Source organism: Moorena producens PAL-8-15-08-1 (assembly GCF_001767235.1).
In the GTDB taxonomy this organism is placed as follows: domain Bacteria; phylum Cyanobacteriota; class Cyanobacteriia; order Cyanobacteriales; family Coleofasciculaceae; genus Moorena; species Moorena producens_A.
The window spans coordinates 8,102,388-8,124,578 of sequence record NZ_CP017599.1; the positions used below are offsets into that span (position 1 = coordinate 8,102,388).

Annotated in this window: 20 protein-coding genes and 1 pseudogene; 10 read left to right on the forward strand and 11 right to left on the reverse strand. The window is 45.0% G+C overall.

The window, feature by feature from the left end:
- Positions 1-433 precede the first annotated feature (433 nt).
- The 3 genes from hemJ (at position 434) to BJP34_RS29640 (ending at position 2,179) form a co-directional block, all read left to right on the forward strand.
- Entirely contained in the window at positions 434-1,015 is a 582-nt protein-coding gene (gene hemJ / locus BJP34_RS29630) for a protoporphyrinogen oxidase HemJ (protein WP_070395445.1), read from the forward strand.
- A 205-nt stretch (positions 1,016-1,220) separates the two neighbouring features.
- Positions 1,221-1,568 carry a hypothetical protein gene (locus BJP34_RS29635; RefSeq protein WP_070395446.1) on the forward strand — a complete coding sequence of 116 codons (348 nt, stop codon included), beginning with the start codon at positions 1,221-1,223 and terminating at the stop codon, positions 1,566-1,568.
- A gap of 218 nt (positions 1,569-1,786) precedes the next feature.
- A complete protein-coding gene (locus BJP34_RS29640) occupies positions 1,787-2,179 on the forward strand; it encodes a hypothetical protein (RefSeq protein WP_070395447.1) in 393 nt (130 codons plus the stop codon).
- A gap of 370 nt (positions 2,180-2,549) precedes the next feature.
- On the opposite strand, the gene BJP34_RS29645 is transcribed toward BJP34_RS29640, so the two are convergent.
- The 6 genes from BJP34_RS29645 to rimI all read right to left on the reverse strand — a co-directional run bounded on the left by BJP34_RS29645 (position 2,550) and on the right by rimI (position 9,543).
- On the reverse strand, positions 2,550-2,792 hold the full coding sequence (locus tag BJP34_RS29645; protein ID WP_070395448.1) for a DUF4327 family protein: 243 nt from the start codon (positions 2,790-2,792) through the stop codon (positions 2,550-2,552).
- Positions 2,793-3,733: 941 nt separating this feature from the next.
- Positions 3,734-5,494 carry a glycoside hydrolase family 3 protein gene (locus BJP34_RS29650; protein WP_083305413.1) on the reverse strand — a complete coding sequence of 587 codons (1,761 nt, stop codon included), beginning with the start codon at positions 5,492-5,494 and terminating at the stop codon, positions 3,734-3,736.
- Complete coding sequence (rbfA, locus tag BJP34_RS29655; RefSeq protein WP_008179934.1) at positions 5,491-5,889, reverse strand: 30S ribosome-binding factor RbfA; 399 nt, start codon at positions 5,887-5,889, stop codon at positions 5,491-5,493. Before rbfA ends, BJP34_RS29650 begins: the two co-directional genes overlap by 4 nt.
- Before the next feature lie 74 nt (positions 5,890-5,963).
- The gene (locus tag BJP34_RS37765; RefSeq protein ID WP_083305414.1) at positions 5,964-6,167 is read right to left on the reverse strand and encodes a DUF751 family protein; all 204 of its coding nucleotides are present in this window, start codon (positions 6,165-6,167) and stop codon (positions 5,964-5,966) included.
- Between the two features lie 172 nt (positions 6,168-6,339).
- Positions 6,340-8,808: an ATP-dependent Clp protease ATP-binding subunit gene (locus BJP34_RS29660; protein ID WP_070395450.1), complete on the reverse strand. Its 2,469-nt coding sequence runs from the start codon at positions 8,806-8,808 to the stop codon at positions 6,340-6,342.
- Positions 8,809-8,949: 141 nt separating this feature from the next.
- Positions 8,950-9,543, reverse strand: a complete 594-nt coding sequence (gene rimI, locus BJP34_RS29665) for a ribosomal protein S18-alanine N-acetyltransferase (RefSeq protein WP_229424087.1) — start codon at positions 9,541-9,543, stop codon at positions 8,950-8,952.
- A 73-nt stretch (positions 9,544-9,616) separates the two neighbouring features.
- Between rimI and lysA the strand changes: the two genes are divergently transcribed.
- From lysA to BJP34_RS29680, 3 genes are all read left to right on the forward strand, one after another.
- On the forward strand, positions 9,617-11,032 hold the full coding sequence (gene lysA / locus BJP34_RS29670) for a diaminopimelate decarboxylase (RefSeq protein WP_070395452.1): 1,416 nt from the start codon (positions 9,617-9,619) through the stop codon (positions 11,030-11,032).
- 180 nt (positions 11,033-11,212) lie between these two features.
- Positions 11,213-12,133 carry a diadenylate cyclase CdaA gene (gene cdaA, locus BJP34_RS29675; RefSeq protein WP_070395453.1) on the forward strand — a complete coding sequence of 307 codons (921 nt, stop codon included), beginning with the start codon at positions 11,213-11,215 and terminating at the stop codon, positions 12,131-12,133.
- Between the two features lie 5 nt (positions 12,134-12,138).
- Complete coding sequence (locus BJP34_RS29680) at positions 12,139-12,879, forward strand: isoprenyl transferase (protein WP_229424088.1); 741 nt, start codon at positions 12,139-12,141, stop codon at positions 12,877-12,879.
- Positions 12,880-13,049: 170 nt separating this feature from the next.
- On the opposite strand, the gene BJP34_RS29685 is transcribed toward BJP34_RS29680, so the two are convergent.
- The 5 genes from BJP34_RS29685 to BJP34_RS29705 form a co-directional block, all read right to left on the reverse strand.
- Positions 13,050-13,322, reverse strand: coding sequence for a DUF3143 domain-containing protein (locus BJP34_RS29685; RefSeq protein WP_070395455.1), 273 nt, complete (start codon positions 13,320-13,322; stop codon positions 13,050-13,052).
- Positions 13,323-13,526: 204 nt separating this feature from the next.
- Positions 13,527-14,147 (reverse strand): J domain-containing protein, encoded by a 621-nt coding sequence (locus BJP34_RS29690; protein WP_070395456.1) that lies wholly within the window; start codon positions 14,145-14,147, stop codon positions 13,527-13,529.
- Between the two features lie 237 nt (positions 14,148-14,384).
- On the reverse strand, positions 14,385-15,647 hold the full coding sequence (locus BJP34_RS47995; protein ID WP_229424089.1) for an RNA-guided endonuclease InsQ/TnpB family protein: 1,263 nt from the start codon (positions 15,645-15,647) through the stop codon (positions 14,385-14,387).
- A gap of 127 nt (positions 15,648-15,774) precedes the next feature.
- The gene (locus tag BJP34_RS29700; protein WP_070395458.1) at positions 15,775-17,085 is read right to left on the reverse strand and encodes an O-antigen ligase family protein; all 1,311 of its coding nucleotides are present in this window, start codon (positions 17,083-17,085) and stop codon (positions 15,775-15,777) included.
- A gap of 17 nt (positions 17,086-17,102) precedes the next feature.
- The gene (locus BJP34_RS29705) at positions 17,103-17,945 is read right to left on the reverse strand and encodes a YaaW family protein (protein WP_070396945.1); all 843 of its coding nucleotides are present in this window, start codon (positions 17,943-17,945) and stop codon (positions 17,103-17,105) included.
- A 668-nt stretch (positions 17,946-18,613) separates the two neighbouring features.
- Here BJP34_RS29705 and BJP34_RS29710 point away from each other — a divergent pair.
- The 4 genes and pseudogenes from BJP34_RS29710 (at position 18,614) to BJP34_RS29725 (ending at position 22,182) form a co-directional block, all read left to right on the forward strand.
- Positions 18,614-18,866 (forward strand): annotated as a pseudogene (locus tag BJP34_RS29710) (DUF167 domain-containing protein).
- A gap of 226 nt (positions 18,867-19,092) precedes the next feature.
- A complete protein-coding gene (locus tag BJP34_RS29715) occupies positions 19,093-20,004 on the forward strand; it encodes an acyl-CoA desaturase (RefSeq protein ID WP_149031250.1) in 912 nt (303 codons plus the stop codon).
- A 272-nt stretch (positions 20,005-20,276) separates the two neighbouring features.
- Entirely contained in the window at positions 20,277-21,401 is a 1,125-nt protein-coding gene (locus BJP34_RS29720; RefSeq protein ID WP_070396946.1) for an RNA-guided endonuclease InsQ/TnpB family protein, read from the forward strand.
- A 58-nt stretch (positions 21,402-21,459) separates the two neighbouring features.
- Complete coding sequence (locus BJP34_RS29725) at positions 21,460-22,182, forward strand: pyridoxine 5'-phosphate synthase (RefSeq protein ID WP_070396947.1); 723 nt, start codon at positions 21,460-21,462, stop codon at positions 22,180-22,182.
- Positions 22,183-22,191 lie beyond the last annotated feature (9 nt).

A 22,191-nucleotide genomic window follows, 5' to 3' on the forward strand; every position in this document is an offset into this window, starting at 1 on the left:
AAGTAAAAGGTTTCCCTGTCTTGATGCAAAGCGCGAGTGGGGGTTTACCCCAAGACCGTAATGGTGCGTTTGACCCGTAATTAAATTCGCCACGGGTCGCACCTGGTGCATCGCTTTTATTTGTCTTTATTTGTCCATTGTCTCAACCCCAGGTTTACGCTATGGTTCATCTACCTGTTTGACTCTGTATGGTTTTTGTATGAGTTCAGAAGACATGAGATAATCGTAAGCATTTAGCGATCAGCTCTGGTCTACAAAGCTTTTGAAGCAAGGAAAACTTAAGCATTTGCCTGAGGAACGTGAGTATATGATTATTCGTGGGACTTCCCTCAAGAAGCTGATAGCTGATACGCGACACGCGCTATAGCTGAAGTCACGAGGGTAGACACTGCTGAGCTGCATGACGCTGTTGTAATAATGGAGGACACAATCTATGGCTTATTTCTGGTTCAAGGCGTTTCACTTCATTGGTGTAGTGGTTTGGTTTGCCGGTCTGTTTTATCTGGTGCGTCTGTTTGTCTATCATGCAGAGGCTTCACAAGAGCCGGAACCTGCCCAAACCATTCTCAAAAATCAGTATGAGATTATGGAAAAACGTCTCTACCACATAATTACTACCCCAGGTATGGTGGTAACCGTAGCGATGGCAATTGGTTTACTGGTAACAGAACCAGAAGTGCTCAAGCAAGGTTGGTTACATATCAAGCTGGCTTTTGTAGCCCTTTTACTGGTCTATCATTTCTATTGCGGTAGGATTATGCGACGGCTGGCTGCCAATGAATGCAGTTGGACTGGTCAGCAGTTCCGTGCTCTCAACGAGGCACCTACTGTCTTGCTGATGGTAATTGTTTTACTGGCAGTGTTTAAGAACAGTTTGCCTACAGATATTACGTCTTGGTTAATTGTTGCGATGATTATAGTAATGGCTGCCTCAATTCAGCTGTATGCCAAAAAGCGGAAGCGGGACAAAGAGAAAAGCTTGGCTACCACGTCCCAAGCAGAGCCTCAGCTTTGATTATCAGCTTTGATTAATAGTCATTGGGGACCGATGTTAGTCCCCACAGGAAAGTATAATAAGGGCTTAATATTTTTGTCCTTGAAGTTAACCGTTGACCGTTGACTTGAACTGCATCGGTTTGGTAACATGTTTCGTTTATTTTTACCGACTTAACTTATCAACCACGATTAACAAACAATCGATTACATCTTAGAGTTGCCTTATGTCCGCTATACCACTTAAATTAAATCTTAATGACGGTTCGGTGTCTTTTCCATTCACCGCCGATGCTGCGAAAAAATTACAAGGTGAACTTTACCAACTGATGCAGAATCTGAAAGCTGCTGCTCAGGTATCTAGTGGTGGTAGACCCAAGCCTCAAAAACCGATGGAGTACCAATTTACTGGGGATGTCTTTCTTGAGATTTTCTGCAATCCCAATATCTATCCTTCTCCATTTGCGGCTATTGTCTTAATTACTCTCAGAGATGATCGCATCCGCTTGAGTACGGAAGCTGAACTGACTCGTGTGGTAGAAGATGTTAACCTGTATTTGGAACAAGTCAGCTGAAGGCTTGGGTGTCATTTCCAGCTACTGTTGTCACGTGACATCCTCCCTAATGTCTCTCAAGAAACTAAGGTCAGAGGCAACAGGCGGGTCAGAGGCAACAGGGGGAGATGGTTAAGATGGGGAAGAATTTGTTAACCGTTTCGGCTCTTCCATAGCAGATGAACTGCACGTCCGTGGGACGTTCTTAAGAAAAAATTTATGGGAAATCGTTAGTATAAATGAACTCCAACAATCTCCTGGAATTACTGCAAACTGGGTTTCGCGCCTCCTTGGGGGCAACAGCCTCTTTCGTTGAAACCCTGCAAGACCCTGACAAGCGTGAAGAAAGTCTGGCTCAGTTTCAGTCAGATTTAAATCAACAGATGACTGAGTGGGCGGAAAAAGGAGAGACTACTGAACTTGAAGCCCGACGTTTTATTGAGCAGATGTGGAATCAACCAGGTAATCCTGTGGGTTCACCGACAACAGGTACCTCCAGTGATCCTGCGCCACCATCATCTAGCAATCCTGTTGAGTCCAATGCACAGGATGATATTGAGGAACTGACAACACAACTTGCTGATCTTCGTAAGGAGTTAGAGGAATTGCGTAAATCAGACAGTAATAGTTAGATTGACGCGGATTTTAAAAAACTCAGTCTGAGTGGGATGCTAAAGTGGGAGACTAATAGCCTAGAAATTAACCACGGGAAACAGAAACTCCGCTCAATCTCTGACATTTCTGTTCCCATCTAATAGATTTACCCACTCAGCGCTGAGATACCATCAACTCAAGGCTTTTTATTACAAATGGCAGCTTTGTTACTCCCCAACACCATTCCCTGAAGTTTGCTGATATATACTCAACCGCTTACGGTTGCCCAACCAATCCGGTAAGTCACTATAGCCTTTATCGGTGGCATTGATGGGGTTTTGTTAGTTACAGACTCGATCGCACTTTTTATTCTAAGGATCAGCTCCTATGCCGTTTGACTAAGATCCGTTAATCATTTTCCCATTGTTGAGAACCGATCAGGTCAGCAATACGGTCTCTGAGCAGGAATTCGCACTGCTCTAGCTCACACTCCACACACAGCCATTCTCGAGCTGGAATATATTGGCAAAGAACGTAAATGGGCTGTTGACGACTGACAAATCCTTTATCCACCAAGCGACGTGCTTCGTCTTGGATCACATCGATTGAGTAACGGATAGAAGGGGTAGATGGCACTGTGTTAACACTCATGGATATCTTATCAGCTTGATCTAAAAAACGGGGATACGATTATCTTAATCGAAATTTACTTACTGTGAAATAAAATTATTTCAGTATAAGAAGTTACCATTGACCAAGATTTGTTGATAAGGATCTTCAAATACCTTGGCCAAGTTGTCAAAGTCTAACCCATGCTCAGCTAAAATGCCTACTGGCTTATGACTGAGCCATTGGTCATTGGCTGTAGGAACTACCGTCTTCTCAAACTCCCTGTCTATCTATCGACGACCTGGCTGCCAAACCCGTCTGACCACCCCAACCAGATAACTTTGGTTGAGTAATCAGATTATGGGATATATTTTAGAGACTCTTTGTTAAATAAAGCTTAAAGCTTGGGATAGGGGGCGACTGCTGTAGCGGTGCGACCCCGGTCCGGTTTACCGACAAGCGTGAACCCGCACCAAGAGAAAAGCTGATCTGCTCTTCAGGCAAAGCTTGAGTCCAGGGGCTTTGTGGGTCAGGTAAGTTTACCTTGTAAGCCCCGTGGGAACTCTCAAGACCGCACTTGCTCACGGTCATCTCAAGCACCATTACCAAGTTCAGGTGACGTCACCTCCCCAAGACCGCCCTACTTCCCTGTATCGCTTTAACAGAGCTGTCCACCTTAACCCACCCATATTAATTACTCTAGCTGTCTTAAGATTTACTTTATAAGAGACTATTTATAAAGTAAATCTTAATAATCAAGGATGGGGGATAGCAGTACAGCTGGAATTCTTGCTGTTTTTTTAGATTGGATTGGGTATTTTGTCAACTCCTATTAATTGACCAGAGCTATATAGTTCTGTTACAATTATGGTTTTTTAAAAAAATACCTACTATCGGTATTGCAGTAGTTCATCTTAATCTTGTCCTCTGATCAAGCTGTATAGGGGCAAATTGGCAAAAATTATCTTAAAACTCAATAAAACTTAAATAAATCTCACAAAAGTATCTATTGTTGAGCTTTCGGGTAACAATGCTTCAAGAGCGATCGCTTGAGCTGCTGGCATCTGCCCGTAAGAAAATACATATGGTGTTTCCGGTGGCAACTCTGGAAGGAACTGCTCTAACACATAAGGACTACCGTAAATCACCAGAGCTTGTAAATTCCCAGTTTTCAACAACATCTTAAGCCATGCCCTAGCTACTGCTGTCAATCCAGCACTACCCCGAAACGGGTTACCTCGGATAAATAGCTGTAGCAGAGTAGTTTTAGCACCAACAGGATTATCAACTACTTCCGAAGGTAGGGTCGTATGACTATCAACCAGTTGGAGTTTGTAACCCAGCCTTCTTGGTAAAGCGACTGCTGGTGTGTGCTGCCCCAAAAAGTCACAAGCTAAGAGATCATCGACCAAAATTAGATTACGTAACGGTTGATTACTGCTGCTGCGTATTGATGCTAAAGCTAGAAAACCTCTAGTTATCTGGGAAGCCTGGAGAATATCGACTACAGTCGTTAGGGTAGTTGGTTGAGCTAGTTCCGAGAGCCAATTGGGGTTGGGTTGAAATGTTATCGGTTGTTGAGCTGGATCATCGTCTAAGCTCGACTCCAGGAAAGGTTGTGAGGGCGGGTTTTGTAGAGATGGTATTTGTTGTGCAGCGGAGTGTTCGTCTAAAGCCTCTCTTTGAGAGTGATAGCCCACTTTACGTTTTGCACGACTGATGCGCTCTACTGATGCCTGAATCCGCTCCCGTGAGATGCGTCCCTGTTCGACTGCTTGACACACTGCCTGAATTGCTGTTTCGGGATTAACAGGCATCAAGAGAATATCAGCACCGGCTTCTACAGCCATGACTGTCGCTTCATCGGCACCATAGCGATTAGCAATTGCCCCCATCACTAGAGCATCGGTCACAATCAGTCCTTCAAATCCCAAGTCTGTGCGCAACAGTTGAGTCAAAATCGCTGATGAGAGGGTGGCGGGGTGTTGGTCATCCCAAGCTGTAATTAGGAGGTGAGCGGTCATGATGGCATCTACCCCAGCAGCGATCGCATTGGTAAAGGGAGGCAATTCAACCGTAGCTAGTCGGGGGGGTGAGTGGGGCAAGACTGGTAAATCCAGATGGGAATCTGTAGCGGTATCGCCATGACCGGGAAAATGCTTGGCAGTGGTTAAGACTGGATAGGGTCGGGTTCCTTGGATAAAGGCAGAAGCCAATTGGCTAACGATTTGAGGGTTATCACCAAACGACCGGACATTGATAACAGGATTTTGGGAATTGTTGTTGACATCAACCACTGGTGCCAGGATCCAGTTAATCCCAATTGCCAACGCTTCAGTAGCGGTGATTTCTGCCATGGTACGGACATACTGCAAAGCTGGCTCAGGATCGTTTTGGGCAATGGCTCCCAGTGCCATCGGTGGGGGAAACCAGGTGGCACCGGCAAACCTTTGGCCCACACCTTCTTCAATATCAGCAGCGATCAGTAAGGGAATTTTTGCCCACTCTTGGAGTTGTTTCGACCTGAGGGCGAGTTCCACAGCACTCCCGCCTAGTAAAATAACACCCCCAATACCCAACTCTTGCAACCAACGCTGCAATTGCTCGGCTGGGGGTTCCCAAATTGGATACTGAATTTGGTGATCAAATAGGTAGCCGGATGCTCGAACCACTACCATTTGCGCCACCTGTTCTGCTAGGGAAAGGTTATTTAGATCAGGCAGTGACTTTGGGAGAGAATTCAAGCTTGTGCTCCAGAAATATCGTCTTCGAGTTGCTTGCTCTGGCGTTCTTGAGAAAGCTGATTCAGTAAGTTCAGCATCTGATCGCCTCCTTCGAGACCACGGTCTTCAATAAACATCACCTCTGGTGTGCGGCGCAGGCGAATCCGCCGACCTAGTTCTCGGCGCACATAACCTGTAGCTGATTTTAATCCAGCCATTGTTTTAGATCTTGCCTCATCAGTGCCATAGATACTGACATAGATCTTAGCGTGCTGCAAGTCGCCAGAGACATCAACGTTGGTGATGCTAACCATCCCACTACCGACCCGGTCATCTTTGATATCGTTAAGCAACATTTGACTAACCTCCTGCTGAATTAGGGAGGAAACCCGAAAAACACGGCGATTTGTAGTCATGACGTTCCCTTTGTTAAAGTATGGGCATCATCGAAAGCTGCGCGCACCTAGTCTAAACCTAGTCTAAACCTAGTCTAAACGGGACTGAAGCCGAGCATCCCACGTAGGGTGAAAACCAAGAATAGAGAAACTCCCACGGCTATGCCAATTAATGCGATCGCAGTTAGGGGGCGGTTCAGTAGTGGTTTTACCAGCAAAAACACGGAATAGAATATTCCTAGAGTAATACTGATTAGGTAGCGTGGGTAACGAGATACATTTTTAAAAAAGTCTTCCATTATCCTATAAACTCTTATCGTGCCATTTTTAATACTGGTAGCACTTTTTTAGCTTCTTCCGTACTTATTCTGGTAATTTGTCATAAACAATGCCAAAAATTTCCCCCCTCTTAGTAAGGGGGGATTAAGGGGAGTTAGCACAGGATCAGTAGGCGCTTTACCCTACAATCACTTACTCAACTCCTTGAGGCAAAAGCTCTCGGTTTTCCTTACGACTGACTTGTACCTTACCCTCTTCATTGACATCAACATAGGCAATATCTCCTTCCTTAATGCGACTGGAGAGAATTTCTTCTGCCAGCACATCCTCCAACAACCGCATGATGGCTCGGCGTAATGGTCTGGCACCGTAGCTGGGGTTGTAACCCTCTTCGATCAAACGGTCTTTGAACTTCTCGCTGACTTCTAGAGTAATGCCTTGTTCGTACAGACGACCAAACACTTCTTTTAACAGAATCTTGGCAATGTCCTTGACTTCTTCTTTGGTCAACTGACGGAAGACGATAATCTCATCTAAACGATTCAGGAACTCTGGGCGGAAGTACTGTTTAAGTTCTTCGTTCACTAGATTCCGAATTCGATTATATTGGGATTCCGCTTGATTATCGCTGAACTCGAAGCCCAGTTGTCCGCCACCCTTTTCTATAACCTTGGAACCGATATTCGAGGTCATGATCAGCAGGGTGTTTTTAAAGTCTACCGTCCGACCCTTGGAGTCAGTCAACCTGCCATCCTCTAGGATTTGCAGCAGCATATTGAACACATCTGGGTGTGCCTTTTCAATCTCATCGAACAGCACTACTGTGTAAGGACGACGTCGCACTGCCTCAGTTAGTTGACCACCTTCGTTGTAGCCCACATATCCAGGAGGCGAACCTACCAACTTACTAACGGTATGGCGCTCCATGTATTCGGACATATCTAGGCGCACCATGGCTTCTTCAGACCCGAAGAAGTAAGCTGCCAATGACTTAGCTAATTCTGTCTTACCGACCCCTGTAGGTCCAGAGAAGACAAAACTTGCAATAGGACGGTTGGGATTCTTTAAGCCTACCCTTGCTCGACGAATTGCTCGGGAAACGGCTTTAACCGCATCTTCCTGACCAATCAGGCGTTGATGCAGGGTATCTTCCATGTGCAGTAGTTTCTCTGACTCTGATTCAGTCAGTTTTTGTACCGGCACACCAGTCCAAGAGGCAACAATGTGAGCAATGTCCTCTTCATCTACAACTGGGCTTTCATCAGTACCCCGAGATTCGTTCTTCTTGCTTTGGGCAATTGAGCGAATTTCCGCCTTTATTTCCATTTCGCGATCGCGTAGTTCCCCAGCTCGATCAAAGTCCTGGGAGCGTACCGCATCATCTTTTTCTTTTAGGACCTGACGCAGTTCTTTATCTAGCTCTTTTGCTGCTGGGGGCAACTGGGAGTTAATCAAACGCACTCGGCTTCCTGCTTCATCGATCAGGTCAATGGCCTTATCTGGCAGGTAACGGTCGGAAATATAACGGTCTGAGAGGTTTGCTGCTGCTTCGAGAGCCTCATCGGAAATTTTCAATTTGTGGTGTTGCTCGTAGCGCTCCCGCAAGCCGTATAGAATCTCAATAGTTTCTTCTACTGATGGTTCACCGACCATTACTGGTTGAAAACGACGTTCTAAGGCTGCATCCCGCTCAATGTGTTTGCGGTACTCATCCAAAGTTGTCGCTCCAATGCACTGCAATTCTCCTCTTGCTAAGGCTGGTTTGAGGATATTTGCCGCATCAATTGCGCCTTCAGCTGCACCTGCACCAATCAGGGTATGAACCTCGTCAATCACCAGGATTACGTTAGATGCCTGACGAATTTCATCCATAATTTTTTTCAGGCGTTCTTCAAACTCACCCCGGTATTTGGTTCCAGCGACCAGTAAGCCAATATCGAGGGTAACGACTCGCTTTTCTTCCAAAATGTCTGGAACATCATTGTTAGCGATTCGTTGGGCTAAGCCTTCTGCGATCGCCGTTTTTCCTACCCCTGGTTCTCCGATCAATACTGGGTTATTCTTGGTACGGCGTCCCAATATCTGGATTACCCGTTCTATTTCCTTTTCCCGTCCTACTACTGGATCTAGCTTGCCTTCACTAGCCATCTGGGTTAGGTTCGAGCCAAACTCATCGAGAGTAGGAGTCTTTGTACGACCTTGAGATGCTCCTGCTGTTACTTCCGCCGTTTCACCCAACATTCGGATAACTTGGGTTCTGACTTTAGACAGGTCTACTCCTAGGTTTTCCAAAACCCTAGCCGCTACGCCTTCTCCCTCCCGTATTAGCCCAAGTAGCAGATGTTCTGTACCAATGTAGTTATGGCCTAGCTGGCGAGCTTCTTCTAGGGATAGCTCCAGAACCCGCTTTGCTCTTGGGGTAAAGGGGATTTCGACAGCAACGAAGCCGGAACCCCTGCCAATAATTTTCTCAACTTCAATCCGAGCGTCTTTGAGATTTACGCCCATAGATTTGAGGACCTTGGCAGCTACGCCAGTTCCTTCTCCAATCAAACCCAGGAGGATTTGCTCTGTGCCTACGAAATTATGACCTAGGCGACGTGCTTCTTCCTGAGCCAGCATGATCACCTTAATGGCTTTTTCTGTAAAGCGTTCAAACATGGCGTATTCCCATCACCTGTTGCATGCCCGTGTAAGCTGATTCTAGCACAGGTAAATCAGCCCACCGTTGATTTTTACACAACTCGCAGCAATTGAAACAGTTATTTACTTACTTCCGATGCCATTTCTAGTTATTAGCCATTAACCAATTTCCAGGTCAATAGCTGCCAAGCGCTGTTTAATTTCCTGGTAACAATCGGCCATTGTTTTCTCAAATTCAGGGGTTTTCAGACCCCCCCGCCATAGAATCAGAGCATCCTCCCCAGTGTCTTTGTAATACTTTCTACGTCGTCCTGCTTCAGTGAAGCCGAACTTTTGGTAAAGAGCCAGTGCTGCTTGATTAGATGGTTTCACCTCTAAGGTTGCCCACTCTAAATTACGCTGTTTAGCATCCTGTAGCAAGGAATAAAGCAGTAATTGACCCAAACCTTGACGTTGGTAGTCAGGATGCACTGCCAGAATGATAATATGGGCTTCCTCCAAAATTGACCAAAAACAACCTAAGCCTACCAGGCAATTGGGTAATGAGGTGATGGGAACACCTGTGCCTTCAAGCAAAGTTTCTTTTTTGCCCCCTTTTGGAGGAGCTTCCAAAACCAACAACTGACTGTTGGGGCTATCCAACTCTCGCTCGTAACCCGACCGAGTCCAAAGTCCACCAAAACACAGCTGATCTAGTGCCACTGCGGCACTTAGGTGCTCTGCTTTGAGGGGTTTAAGTTTTAAGACAGTCACAGCCTTCAATTGTACACTGATTAACGAGACGCAAGTTCCAACTCTAAAGCAAAATCAGGAAAATAATTACATAATGCTATCGACTCAACCCACTCAGGTTAAGAATTCAGGGCTTCAGTATCTCGATTCATCTATCACTCCAGACCAAAACAATGGTGGGTCAAACCCCTCACCGAATCAGAAACTGCTACCTCTAACCGCCAAAGTTAACAGCCGTGACTGCTTGGAAATTGGTGGTTGCGATGTGACGACTCTAGTCGAGCAATTTGGATCCCCCCTTTACATTGTGGACGAAGTAACCTTTAGAACTGCTTGTCATCAGTATCGGGAAGCCTTTGCTAACTACTACCCCGGAGAATCTCTAGTCCTCTACGCTTCTAAAGCCTGGAATTGTTTAGCAATTTGTGCGATCGCAAACTCTGAAAGCCTCGGAATCGATGTGGTTTCTGGTGGTGAGCTCTACACTGCTCTACAAGCTGGTGTTAGTGCTGACAAACTCTATTTCCATGGCAATAATAAATCTACTAGTGAACTGGAACTAGCTACCGAGAGTGGCTGCACCATCGTAGTGGATAACTGGCTGGAGTTAAAAACCCTGGCTTCGTTACCACAAGAGAGTATCCGGATCATGATTCGCTTGACCCCAGGGATCGAGTGTCACACCCACGATTACATTCGCACGGGTCACCTAGACAGTAAGTTTGGCTTTGATCCCGATACCTGGGATGAAGTTTTTACCTTTATCAGCCAACACCCAACCCTCAACTTTGTTGGTTTACACGCCCACATTGGCTCTCAGATTTTTGAGAGGCAACCCCATCAAGATCTGGCGAAAGTGCTAGTGGAGTGTATTGTTAAAGCGGCTGACTACGATTTGCCAGTAGAACAGATCAATGTAGGAGGAGGCTTAGGGATTTGTTATCTAGAATCCGATGACCCTCCTACGATTGATGATTGGGTCAAGGGAATCTGTGAATCTGTTGTTGCTGCTTGCACCTCTCGGCAACTCGTCCTACCGAAACTGCTATCGGAACCCGGACGTTCCATTGTTGGTCCAGCCTGTGTAACCGCCTACACTTTGGGCAGTTCTAAAGTCATCCCCGAAATCCGGACTTACTTGACAGTTGATGGAGGTATGTCAGATAATCCCCGTCCCATTACCTACCAATCCGTTTATCGCTCTGTGGTTGCCAACCGGATGTCAGATCCCCTAACCGAAAAAATCACAATTGCTGGTAAACATTGTGAATCAGGGGACATTTTGATTAAAGATGCTACCTTACCTCAAACTCAACCAGGAGATATTTTAGTCGTAATGGCTACTGGTGCCTACAATTACAGTATGGCATCTAATTACAATCGGTTACCCAGACCAGCAGCAGTTTTAGTCAAGGACGGAGAAGCCCAGGTGATTGTGCAGCGGGAAACTTACCAAGATTTAATTCGCCTAGATCGAATCCCAGAACGACTCACCCAGAGCAGAAATTAGCTAAAAGCTAAAAGCTAAAAGCTAAAAGCTATTGGTTGTTGATGGTTGACTTTTGGCTAACCGCCAATAATTAACCATTAACCATTAACCATTAACTTTTTAATAACTAATCACTTGGCTGACGCTAAAATCAAGCCAGTTCGATTCCATCTCCATCCTTAATTCTTTACTGAACGTTCAATGCCTCCGTTGCCGGGTCCTGGTACTGACCATAGCTGGGCTCAGTCATTGTTGCTTCACAGCATCGATGTTGGGTTGGTTCTAGCCCTTACTTATCTTGTGCTCCTCATCATTGGGGAGCGACGCACCTTATGGATGGTTCGAGGGCTAATTGTCCTGATGTTAGCCGCAGCAGTAAGTAATAGGTTAGGGTTGACGCTATTGAGTTTTGTGCTAGAAAAGTTGGTGGTTGGCTCAGCTGTGGCAATGGCTGTCATCTTCCAGTCAGAGTTTCGTCGATTTCTTGAACAGTTAGGTCGAGGAGAGATTGTGCAGTTGTTTCAAGGACAACGACGTCCCACTCCTAAGCCTGACAGTGTAATCAATGAAATCGTAGACGCGGTCAAAGAGTTGTCTCAAAATCGAGTTGGCGCTTTGATAACTTTAGAAACCAATGGTCCAATTGATGAGCGGGATGTTTCTGTACCCGGTGTTCAGCTAAATGCTGAAATTTCTAAAGAACTACTGCAAACCATTTTCCAAACAACTACGTTGTTACACGATGGAGCTGTATTAATTCGTGGCTCTCGGGTTGTGGCTGCGGGGGTGATTTTGCCTCTTTCTGAGCGCACAGCCTCTCGGAAGCTGGGTACCCGCCATCGGGCTGCAATGGGAATTACAGAACGTGTCGAAAATTGCCTTTGTATTGTTGTATCTGAAGAGACGGGTTCAATTTCTTTGGCGGAAAAAGGAGGATTGTACCGACCACTAACTAGCACGAAACTCAAACAATTGCTAGAGGAACGATTTTCTCCAGTCGTGGATCGTGAGGTAGTTGCTCCAGGTCTACGCAACCTAGGTCGCCAATTCAAGTCCCAGGGACGGGTGCTAGTTTCACGTTTCCTCCGTCTTCCATCATCAACGTCTCAAGAGAAAAAATAACTGCTATGCAAACTATCCTAAACAAATTACCAAGCGACCTTTCACCAGACCGTTTGCCTAGACATGTGGCAGTGATTATGGATGGTAATGGTCGTTGGGCAAAACGCCGGGGACTACCTCGAGTTATAGGACATCGGCAAGGGGTGGAGGCTCTGAAAAAACTACTGCGTTGTTGTGATGATTGGGGAATCAAAGCCCTTACCGCCTATGCATTTTCTACAGAAAACTGGGGACGTCCCTTAGAAGAGGTGGAGTTTCTGATGACCTTGTTCGAGCGGGTGTTGGCTAGAGAACTTGAAGAAATGATGGAGGAGAATGTTCGGATTCAGTTTGTGGGAAATTTGACCGCCTTACCATCATCCTTGCAAGCACAAATTGAGCATTCTATGAATGAAACTCTCAATAATACTGGCATTCAGTTTACTGTGGCTACTAACTACGGAGCACGCCAGGAAATTATACAAGCCTGTCGAGCCATTGCTACTCAGGTACAGCTTGGTCACATCCAACCAGATGACATTGACGAAGCCCTATTTTCACGCCATCTCTACACTGCCAATATCTGTGACCCAGACTTGCTAATTCGCACTAGTGGGGAAATGCGCTTGAGCAATTTCCTACTTTGGCAAATGGCTTATGGGGAACTTTACATCACAGATACCCTATGGCCAGATTTTGACCGTGGAGAGTTTCACCGTGCTTTGTCTACTTATCAGCAGCGTGAACGTCGGTTTGGCAAAGTCTAAGAATGGTTAAAGGTTTTTTAGTTGTTCGCTTTTGGCGTTTCCATAGGGTAGGTTTTTTAGTTGTTAGCCTAGGGAACAACCTTATAACTTTCAACCTTCTAACCTTGGCCAAAAGGCCACGCTACAAGGGACAACCTTATAACTTTCAACGACCGCAGACCCTTCACCTACTAAGGACCACAGAAAACTGCATCTTCTATATCTTTGCGGCTGAGGGAATACTTGAAAGATCGTTGAATATCTTGTCCATCTTCCCCAGACTTGACGTAGCGCACGATTAACTCCTCTACCTCAAGGCAAAGTTCTGCTTTCCAGGTAGGTCGATCAACACGCCAGCAATGTAGATCATTACTGTCTTGTTCACATCCTAGTATTTTCAGCCACCTCTCTATTTCAGGTAGAGGGTGGTTATACAAGGGGGTATCACCTGGCGGAAGTGTCATATCGAGTCCGATTAACTATTTATAATTCTTGGTGGTACATCAGTAGAAAATTGAACATTGTCAATGGTCACGTGACCATTTTCAATTAAAAATTAAGACAATTAACAATTAAGACAATTAACATTTATGGGATAAACCCTATTATAAGGGATTAACATTATCAGGGATTAAACAGAGTTAATATTATAAGTTATTCTTGATCAGTTATTCTGATATATGGGTTATCTGGGGATTTTGGGCTGATTGGTTATTAACCGGTATTTGACTATCCAAATTATCAGGTTTCGCCTGTTGAATAAAATTAATCTCGGGTAAGGTAAGCAAATCATGACCACTGGGTTTAGAAATTAGCAGAGCAGCTTCACCTTGGGTTAATCCAATAGCTATGGCTAGTAGTAAGCAGCCTAAAAAGGTTAGTCCTAAAATGAATAGGACAAAAATCTCCCCAGCTGAAAGGGGGCGGTCAGTGGGATCAAGGTAAGCTGAGGACGAGGAGCTTGGTGGCTTTTGATTAACCGGATTGTTTAGACTAGGGGGTGGCTCAATAACATTGAGGCGGGAATAACCAATTTTTTGGTCATACATTGCTCGTCGCTCTGGATTACTTAGGGTAGCATAGGCTTCCTTCAGCTTTTGGAATTTAATCGTGGCCGTTTCAGTGGGTAAGTCGGTTGTATCAGGATGATAGCGCTTACTGAGTTGCCGATAGGCACGCCGGATGGCTATGGGTGATGCACTAGGGTGCAATCCCAGTATTTCGTAATAACTCGTGGAGTTTGGGCTTTCGCGATTCCTAATGTTTTGTCTGACCCGATCTTGTGCCACTGCAGTTTTATCCTAACTGGTTAGACAACGCTTTCGATTATTGTGACATTTGGAAGGAGCCTGATCCTTTAATCAGGGCACAAAACCTAACAATTACGGGTTACCAAGCTTCACTTCGCGTATTCTAGTGAGCATGGGAGCGGTTATCCTGACCCGTGGTTAAACCATTCCTTTTCAACTAAGGTTTAGCTAATTGCAATATCAAGAAGTGACATACTCCCGACGCCCAATCTTTGATTACGGCGCGGGCTTCTTAACCTCACGATTAAGAGTTTCTGCGTAGCACTTATCTAGGTACAAAACCCCCGACAGTACGCTATCAGCAGACAGTTTCCTTTCCCCAATTGTCCTTGGGTACTTATTGATTCCACGATTACGCATTACTTCGGCTGAAGCGACATCTCTATGGTTGGAATACCCGCATTCATCACAGGTATGCCAACGGATTGAGAGGTTATTATCCCACTCGGTTCCACATTCAGGACATTGCTTTGATGTCCCTTTATGGTCAACTTCTGCGAAAAACTTTCCTCGTTTCCAACATACCCATTTCAATAATTCTCTGAACTGACCAAAGCCAGCATCAAGAGAATGCTTACCCAGAAAGCCCTTTGCCATTACTCTGTAATCAATGTCTTCTACAAAAATTGAATCAGCCTGGTCACAGAGTTGATGTGCAACTTTAAGGTGAAAATCTTTACGGGTATTACCAATTTGGTGATGTAACCGTGCTACCTTGATTTGTGCTTTTTCGTAATTCTTAGACCGTTTCTTTTTTCGAGATGCTCTACGTTGCAGCAATTTCAGCTCGCGTTGTAGGTCTATGAAAAACCTCGGTCTAGGAATCGTTAAATTATCTGATGTAGCTAGGAAATCAATCAACCCGACATCTACTCCGATTGCTCGTCCAAAAGCCTGGTTTTCCGGAACACAAACATCAGCAAGAATTGTGATAACAACAAACCATTTTGTTCCTCGACATCTTGATACAACTCGTACAGTCTTGATTTGAAATCCTTCAGGGATTTCTCGATGTAATCTCAGATCTACAAGCCCAATCTTGGGTAGTTTGATTTGATCCCCCTTAATTGGATTAGTCGCAAACTGAGGAAACAAAAACGATTGATAGCGACCGTACTTTTTAAATCGTGGAAAACCTTTTCCTCTTTGTCTGAACGACTCCCAAGAAGTATGTAATCGCTTAATGACATCTTGAGTGACTTGAGAGTGAACTTCTTTCAAGTCAGATTCAGTCTTTTTCCATTGCGTTAACTGTCGCTTCTGTGACCTGTATCCGGGGAATGGAATGTCAGGCGACATGATATATTCCCTATTAAGCGAGCACCGATCAACTGCACACTTCCGACTATTCATCCAGTCCTTTAAGTCTCCCAGGCAACGGTTATAAAGTCGTCGGCAAGTTTCTAGCCAACTCAACATTAATTCCTGTTGAGCTGTATCTGGATAAATTCGATAAGTGTAGTTCATGATTAGTGCCATCAAAATATCTTAACACAAACCAGGTGAATGATAACTGTTAATTTACATAAACCCTGTCCCGGCGAGAAGCCCCGCACCAAATCAAAGATTATGGTGCGGGGCTTCTCGCCGGGGTAGCTAAATTAGGTTAAATGTGACATGCCACACCACGAATTGCTGACAACAACAGCCACCCCAAGGTATTAACCCGAAAATCAAACAGAGTTACATCCAGCAGATTGAATAGAGTACAGCTGCCAAAAGCCACCAGATAACTGAACAGAATTAAGTTGTCTTGATGCCAATCTTGTCTAGTGGTAGTGGTCGCAACGGTTGACCAAACCCTTAATAGTTGGATACCTTGAACCATAATCCAGCCAACTAATCCACTCAACATCAGTGTGCCTGGGATGCCAGTTTCAGCAGTCAACATTAGAGGTAGATTATGGGGATGACCAAGCCAGACTTCCATTTGTGACTGGTAAAGAGGAGTGAAATTGCGTAACCCCCAACCAAACCAGGGACGTTCCTGAATCATTGACCAAGTAAATTTCCACTGGGTTGTCCTCAAGGTAGCGATGGGTCGGTCGGGATACAACTGGTCAGACAATCGCATCCAAAAGTATGCTGGGACAATACTACGCAGCCATTGACGCCCTAGCATTGGACCAAATGATGCCCACAGAATACTACCAACAGCAGCAGTAACTGCTGTCACTACCCAGTACCAACCTAAGTAAAGGGCAAAGGCAAGACAAGCCAAAACAGCGATTATCCAAGCATTGCGGGAGTTGGTCAAAACTAATGCGATCGCATCACCGATCACCACCACACTCAAGAACAACAGCGGATAATCAAATCGATGCGAGATCCAACGCCTCCCTTGAAACCTCTCAATCCACAGCCCTATTCCTAAAATTAATGGTATTTGTAGATAAGCGGCTAGGATATTGGCATACAAAAACACTGAATCCATCCGACCTGGAGGATTACCGTTAGCTACCAAGGTTGAACCAAAGACTAGTGATAAGACTTTTGGGCTAGTCCAACCCAAAACCATCTGAGCAAAACCCAGTATAGTTACTGCTAGGGAAGGAATAACTAGAATCCAGGCTAATTGCCTCAGCTGTGCTGGGGTCTGGATGAGGCTAGAGAAAGCAGCGAAAACGGCGAAGAAGGGGATAAAATTCCCTAAACCTAGGAACGCTTCTGTGGGGTTAAATGCTAAACTAGCAGTAATGAGCAACCAGATACTCAAAATAGCCAAGCCCCAGTTTAGGGGTTTTGATATCATGCTGGCGTACTTTTGCCGCCAAGTATCTCCCACAGCTAGAACTAACCCCACTGCGCCCAAAGCTGGAAACAGGGGAAAGATAAGAGTTCCCAGCTTAGCGCAGTTCCAAGCTATTTCTAGGTGATTGTCTTGATGTCTATTCTTTCCCAAGAACCAATTAACCACTCACCATTACTCTCAATCTAAACTGGTTCCCAGCACTCAGCACGAGTCAGGCGAATTTGTGCTAGGGTTAAGATTGTTGGAATAATCCGACCGTAGTTGGTTGCGATCGCTCTCCAGCCTAAGTCAACAAAGAAATAGCTCCACATGATCGGACCTAGGCAGGCAAAAACACTCCTAGTAACTCCATAACGAGCAGCACTCAGTGCCATTCCCTGTCGTGCTGTTTGTAGTGTAAAGTAGTTCTGAAACTGAGCTGCTGCTGCCAAACCCCCCTTCACTAGGGCTTGTTTAGCCACCTGATAGCGAGCGAAATGCAGGGCAAACTGACGTGCCACCTGTTGTAGTATTATTGGCTTTAGAATCGAGGTCAATGCTAGGGCGCTACCACCTTTGAGTAAAAAGTCGATAGGATTGTGCTGGATTTGTACAGGTAAGGGTTCAGGAAGTTTTGACTTAGCTAAGGATTTCTGTACCTGTACTGTGAGGGATTGCTGCTCTTGGGTTGGTAAGCGTTTCCAGGTTTTCTCCATGAGGTGAAGAAATATTTCTGCTTCCAAGTCAGTTGTAGTCAGACGTTGATAGTAAGGAATTTTGAGGTAACGACAAACTTGAATCAGGGCTTGTCGGTAGGTTACTTCACTCGTTCGTCCCTTCAGTACTGTTACTCCATCTGCTGCCAAGAAGCGAAATCGCTCTTCGAGGGAATCCAACCAAGCTTCACGGTTTTGGCTTTGGATATCGATTGGCTCAGGGAGCTGAAGGTAATCTAAGGGATTAAACCTACGACAGAATAGAATGTCTGTCATTTGTTGTAATTCTTCAACGGTTGCTAACTCTAACGCAGTTCTAAGCTCATCCAACGTTCTTCCCTCCACAACCCCGTTTTTTGTGCTGTCCTCTATTCTACTCCTATCAGTTTTCTAGTAGGAGTTTGAATCTACTTTGATTTAGTAAGCTGTTAGGCATTTGGCAGCTATACTGAAGCGACGGGTTGGCCTTTATGGGGAGATTTGTCCCACTCGTGCTTTGCATCAAGACACGGACAAGAGTTTCAGGTTTTTTTTTGATTTAATCAAGCAATGCAGTCGGCTGCACTAGGACAAGGAGCGAATAAGCGAATTCCCGCCATGGAATTCTTGGGTATTGGCAGGTTTTAGACAAGCTAAACCAAAAAAACAATGAGTCAATGAGTTGCTTGAGTTACTTTTATACTACATTTGAAATACAATAAAAAGGAAGCGTCAAGTTTTTAGGGGCAAGATGACTCAAGAAATTTACCGAGATTGGGGCAGTCGTTTTGTTCCAATGGTTTTGCTCGAATTAGGGTATGCGTTCGCGTAGCGTGGCCTACGGCCAATCGCTTAGCGGCTCTGTTAGCGTAGCGTGGCCTTTGGCCTTAAGAGTATCGCAACAGAAGTCTTTACAGTTACCACAGCCGATCCGGATCAGTATGCTACTGTGGTAAACGGTGACTAAATTAAAACTTCCCATAGCCAGAAGCCAAAAGATTTTGAATAAACTTTCATTGATGAAGAGGCGAGTTCAAGTTAAACCCAATTCTAAGCATCAAAATATAGAAGACAAGGCCAAAGGCCACGCTACGCGATCAGACGATGGGAGACTCAAGGTGCATTTGAAGTCACCACCTTTAGATGGGCTTTGCCAATCAAGAGTTAATTGAGTTGCTGGCTCAACGGTTTAAGGTACCAAAGTCTCGTATCCAAATTAAGTCAGGTTTATCCTCAAGGAATAAATTGATTGAAATCAACACCAATCCCTAACTAGCTGCAATAGGTTACCCATGCAATACCGTCATGATTAGCCCAAATATAACTGAAATTCGCCGGGATTGGAGGATTTAGCGGACAAGACAACCATCCCAAATCCAAAAATCCCAGTTGATAGCCTTCGTGGTAAGCACGGAGCTAGAGTCCAAACAGCGCCAGACTGACAAGCAATCGGATATGCTTAGTTTTGGTGTATTAGTATTTTATTGAAACAACACAAGTGTCAATCTCTTCATCTACTGCCCCACAAGTCAGCACACTTCAGAAAACTGTAGTTACTACCGTGATCGCGATGTCCCCTTTGGGAGTAATCGCTGCGATAGTAGTTATGTTGCTTCAGAAACTGAACGTCCAGCCTCTCGATATTGGTCTTTTTCTCGGGATGTACATCCTGAATTTCATCGGTATTACCGTCGGGTATCACAGGCTTTTTAGCCATCGTGCCTTCCATACTGGACCTTTTATAAGGGCATTCTTAGCCATTGCTGGATGTATGGCAGCTCAAGGACCAGTCACTAGCTGGGTTCACCATCATCGCTGCCATCATATTTACTCTGACCAAGACGGAGACACTCACTCACCCCATCTTCACCAGGGAGGATTTTGGGGATTTATCCAAGGGTTTTGGCATTCCCATATTGCTTGGATTGTGAATGTGGATTGGCAGCCTCCCTATAAGTATGCTCCTGACCTAATCAAGGACAAGCTGATCCGAAGAATAGACAACCTCTACGTCTTTTGGGTATTGCTGTCCCTGTTAATTCCTGGTTTCCTGGGTGGAGTCTTGACTGGTTCTGTCTCAGGAGTCTTAGGTGGTTTAATCTGGGGCGGAGCATTTCGGATTTTTCTGGTCCGTCAAATCACCTTTTGTGTCAACTCAGTTTGCCACCTCTGGGGAAACGAGCTGTTCACTACCTCTGATATGAGCAAAAACAATCCTATTGTCGCCATCTTGACCCTTGGTGAAGGGTGGCACAATAATCACCATGCCTTTCCCAACTCAGCAAGATTTGGACATTATTGGTGGCAACTTGACCTGGGTTGGTTGTTCATCCTGCTGCTTCAGCGCTTAGGACTAGCCTGGAATGTCAAATTACCATCAAAAGACGAACTGCAACCTAGAAGTATCTAATCCCAGGATTAAGAATTTCAGGTGAACTACCTATCGCTGCGCACGCCCCTCGCGAGGGGCTTTCTAGTTCAAGGAGTACTGTCTTGTAGACCCTTGATAGACAATCTATCTAGATGTTCCCTCCCCCTGTTAAACTAGAAAAGAATATTTTGCTCAAAGCTAAGGTTGTAAAGCCTTGGAATTCAAGACCAGGCTGCGCTATGATCGCGCGTCGGATGTCAAATCCAGGAGTGCTAACTATTAGTAGCAAACCTCATCAAAGGTTAGCAAATATGTATAAAGCTCTTCAAACTAAACTAAAGCTAAATAACCATCAGAAAACTTTGATGGCTAAACATGCAGGGTATTCTCGATGGGTTTATAACTGGGGATTGGCTTTATGGCAACAAGCTTACTCAGAAGGGCTAAAGCCATCAGCTAGTAAGCTCAGAAAGCTTTTTACCAATCACGTAAAGCCTCAATACCCTTGGATGAATCAGTTATCCTCCAAAGTGTACCAATACGCTTTTATTGATTTAGGAGAAGCTATAGCGCGATTTTTTAAAGGTAATGGTGGATACCCTAGATTTAAGAAAAAAGGAGCCCATGATAGCTTTACTATTGATAATTCTGGAGCACCAATTAAACTCTCAGGCTGCAAGCATAAACTACCATTACTAGGTTGGGTGAGGACTTATGAGCCTTTGCCAGAAGTGACGACAAAGAAAATTACCATATCTCGTCAGGCTGACGGTTGGTATCTAAGTTTTCATTATGGACATGAACCAAACCCAACCCCAAAGCAAATAGATGTAGTGGGAGTAGATTTAGGGGTCAAGGCATTAGCCGTACTAAGTACTGGGGAAATTATATGTGGTTCTAAACCTTATCGCCAAGCCAAAAAACAACTAGCGAGGTGTCAGCGTGACTTGTCCAGAAAAGTTAAAGGTTCTCAGAACTGGTACAAAGCCGTAAACCGACTAGCCAAAAAACATCAGAGAGTAGCCAACATTCGCAAAGATACATTACATAAACTGACTGCCTACTTAGCTAAGAACCACGGCACGGTAGCAATTGAAGATTTGAATGTATCAGGCATGATGGCTAATCACAGGCTAGCTGGGTCTGTTGCTGACCAAGGGTTTTACGAATTCAAGAGACAGCTGGAATACAAATGTGAATGGTATGGCTCAAAGTTAGTCATTGTAGACAGATTCTACCCATCATCTCAACTGTGTTCAAGTTGTGGGCATCGTCAAAAAATGACCTTGAAAATCAGGACTTACAACTGTCCTAAGTGTGGGTTGAGTCTTGACAGAGACTTAAACGCAGCAATTAATTTAAAAAACGCCGTAGGCTCTATGGTGTCTGCCTGTGGACGGAGTGCTGCCGACAGTTCCGGAAGAAGCAGGAAATAAACAGCTTTAACGAGCTTTGGTGAGTTTTGCAGAAGTTTTATGGAGCAGAAAAACATTAGTGCTAACACTTGGCGTAAATATTGACCATATTGCCACAATTCGTCAGGCGCGGCGCACTGTAGAACCTGACCCAGTGGCAGCAGCGGTGTTGGCAGAGCTTGCTGGTGCGGATGGCATCACTGCACATCTAAGAGAGGACCGACGTCACATTCAACACAGAGACATTGCTCTGTTAAGACAAACGGTGCGAACTCATCTGAATTTGGAAATGGCACCTACCGATGAAATGGTAGCGATCGCTCTAGAGGTCAAACCCGATTACGTTACCCTCGTACCAGAAAAACGAGAAGAAGTGACTACCGAGGGAGGGCTAGATGTAGCAGGACAAATGCCTCGCCTTAGTGAGGTTGTAGCCCAGTTACAGAGGGCTGGTATTCCCGTTAGCTTATTTATAGACGCTGATCCTGCCCAAATCGATGCTTCTGCTAAAACAAAAGCTAAATTTATTGAGCTGCACACGGGAAGTTATGCAGAAGCTACTGATGAAGTCAGTCAGGCTAAAGAATTAAAAGTTTTGGCCTCCGGATGCCAACAAGCGATTGCTGCTGGCTTACGAGTTAATGCTGGTCATGGTCTTACCTACTGGAATGTTTACCCGGTTGCTTGTATCGAAGGTATGGAAGAACTAAATATTGGTCATAGCATCATTGCTAGGGCATCTTTGGTAGGTATAGAACGGGCGGTCAGAGAAATGAAACAAGCGATGCAAGGTAAATTTTGAGCTTTCCTA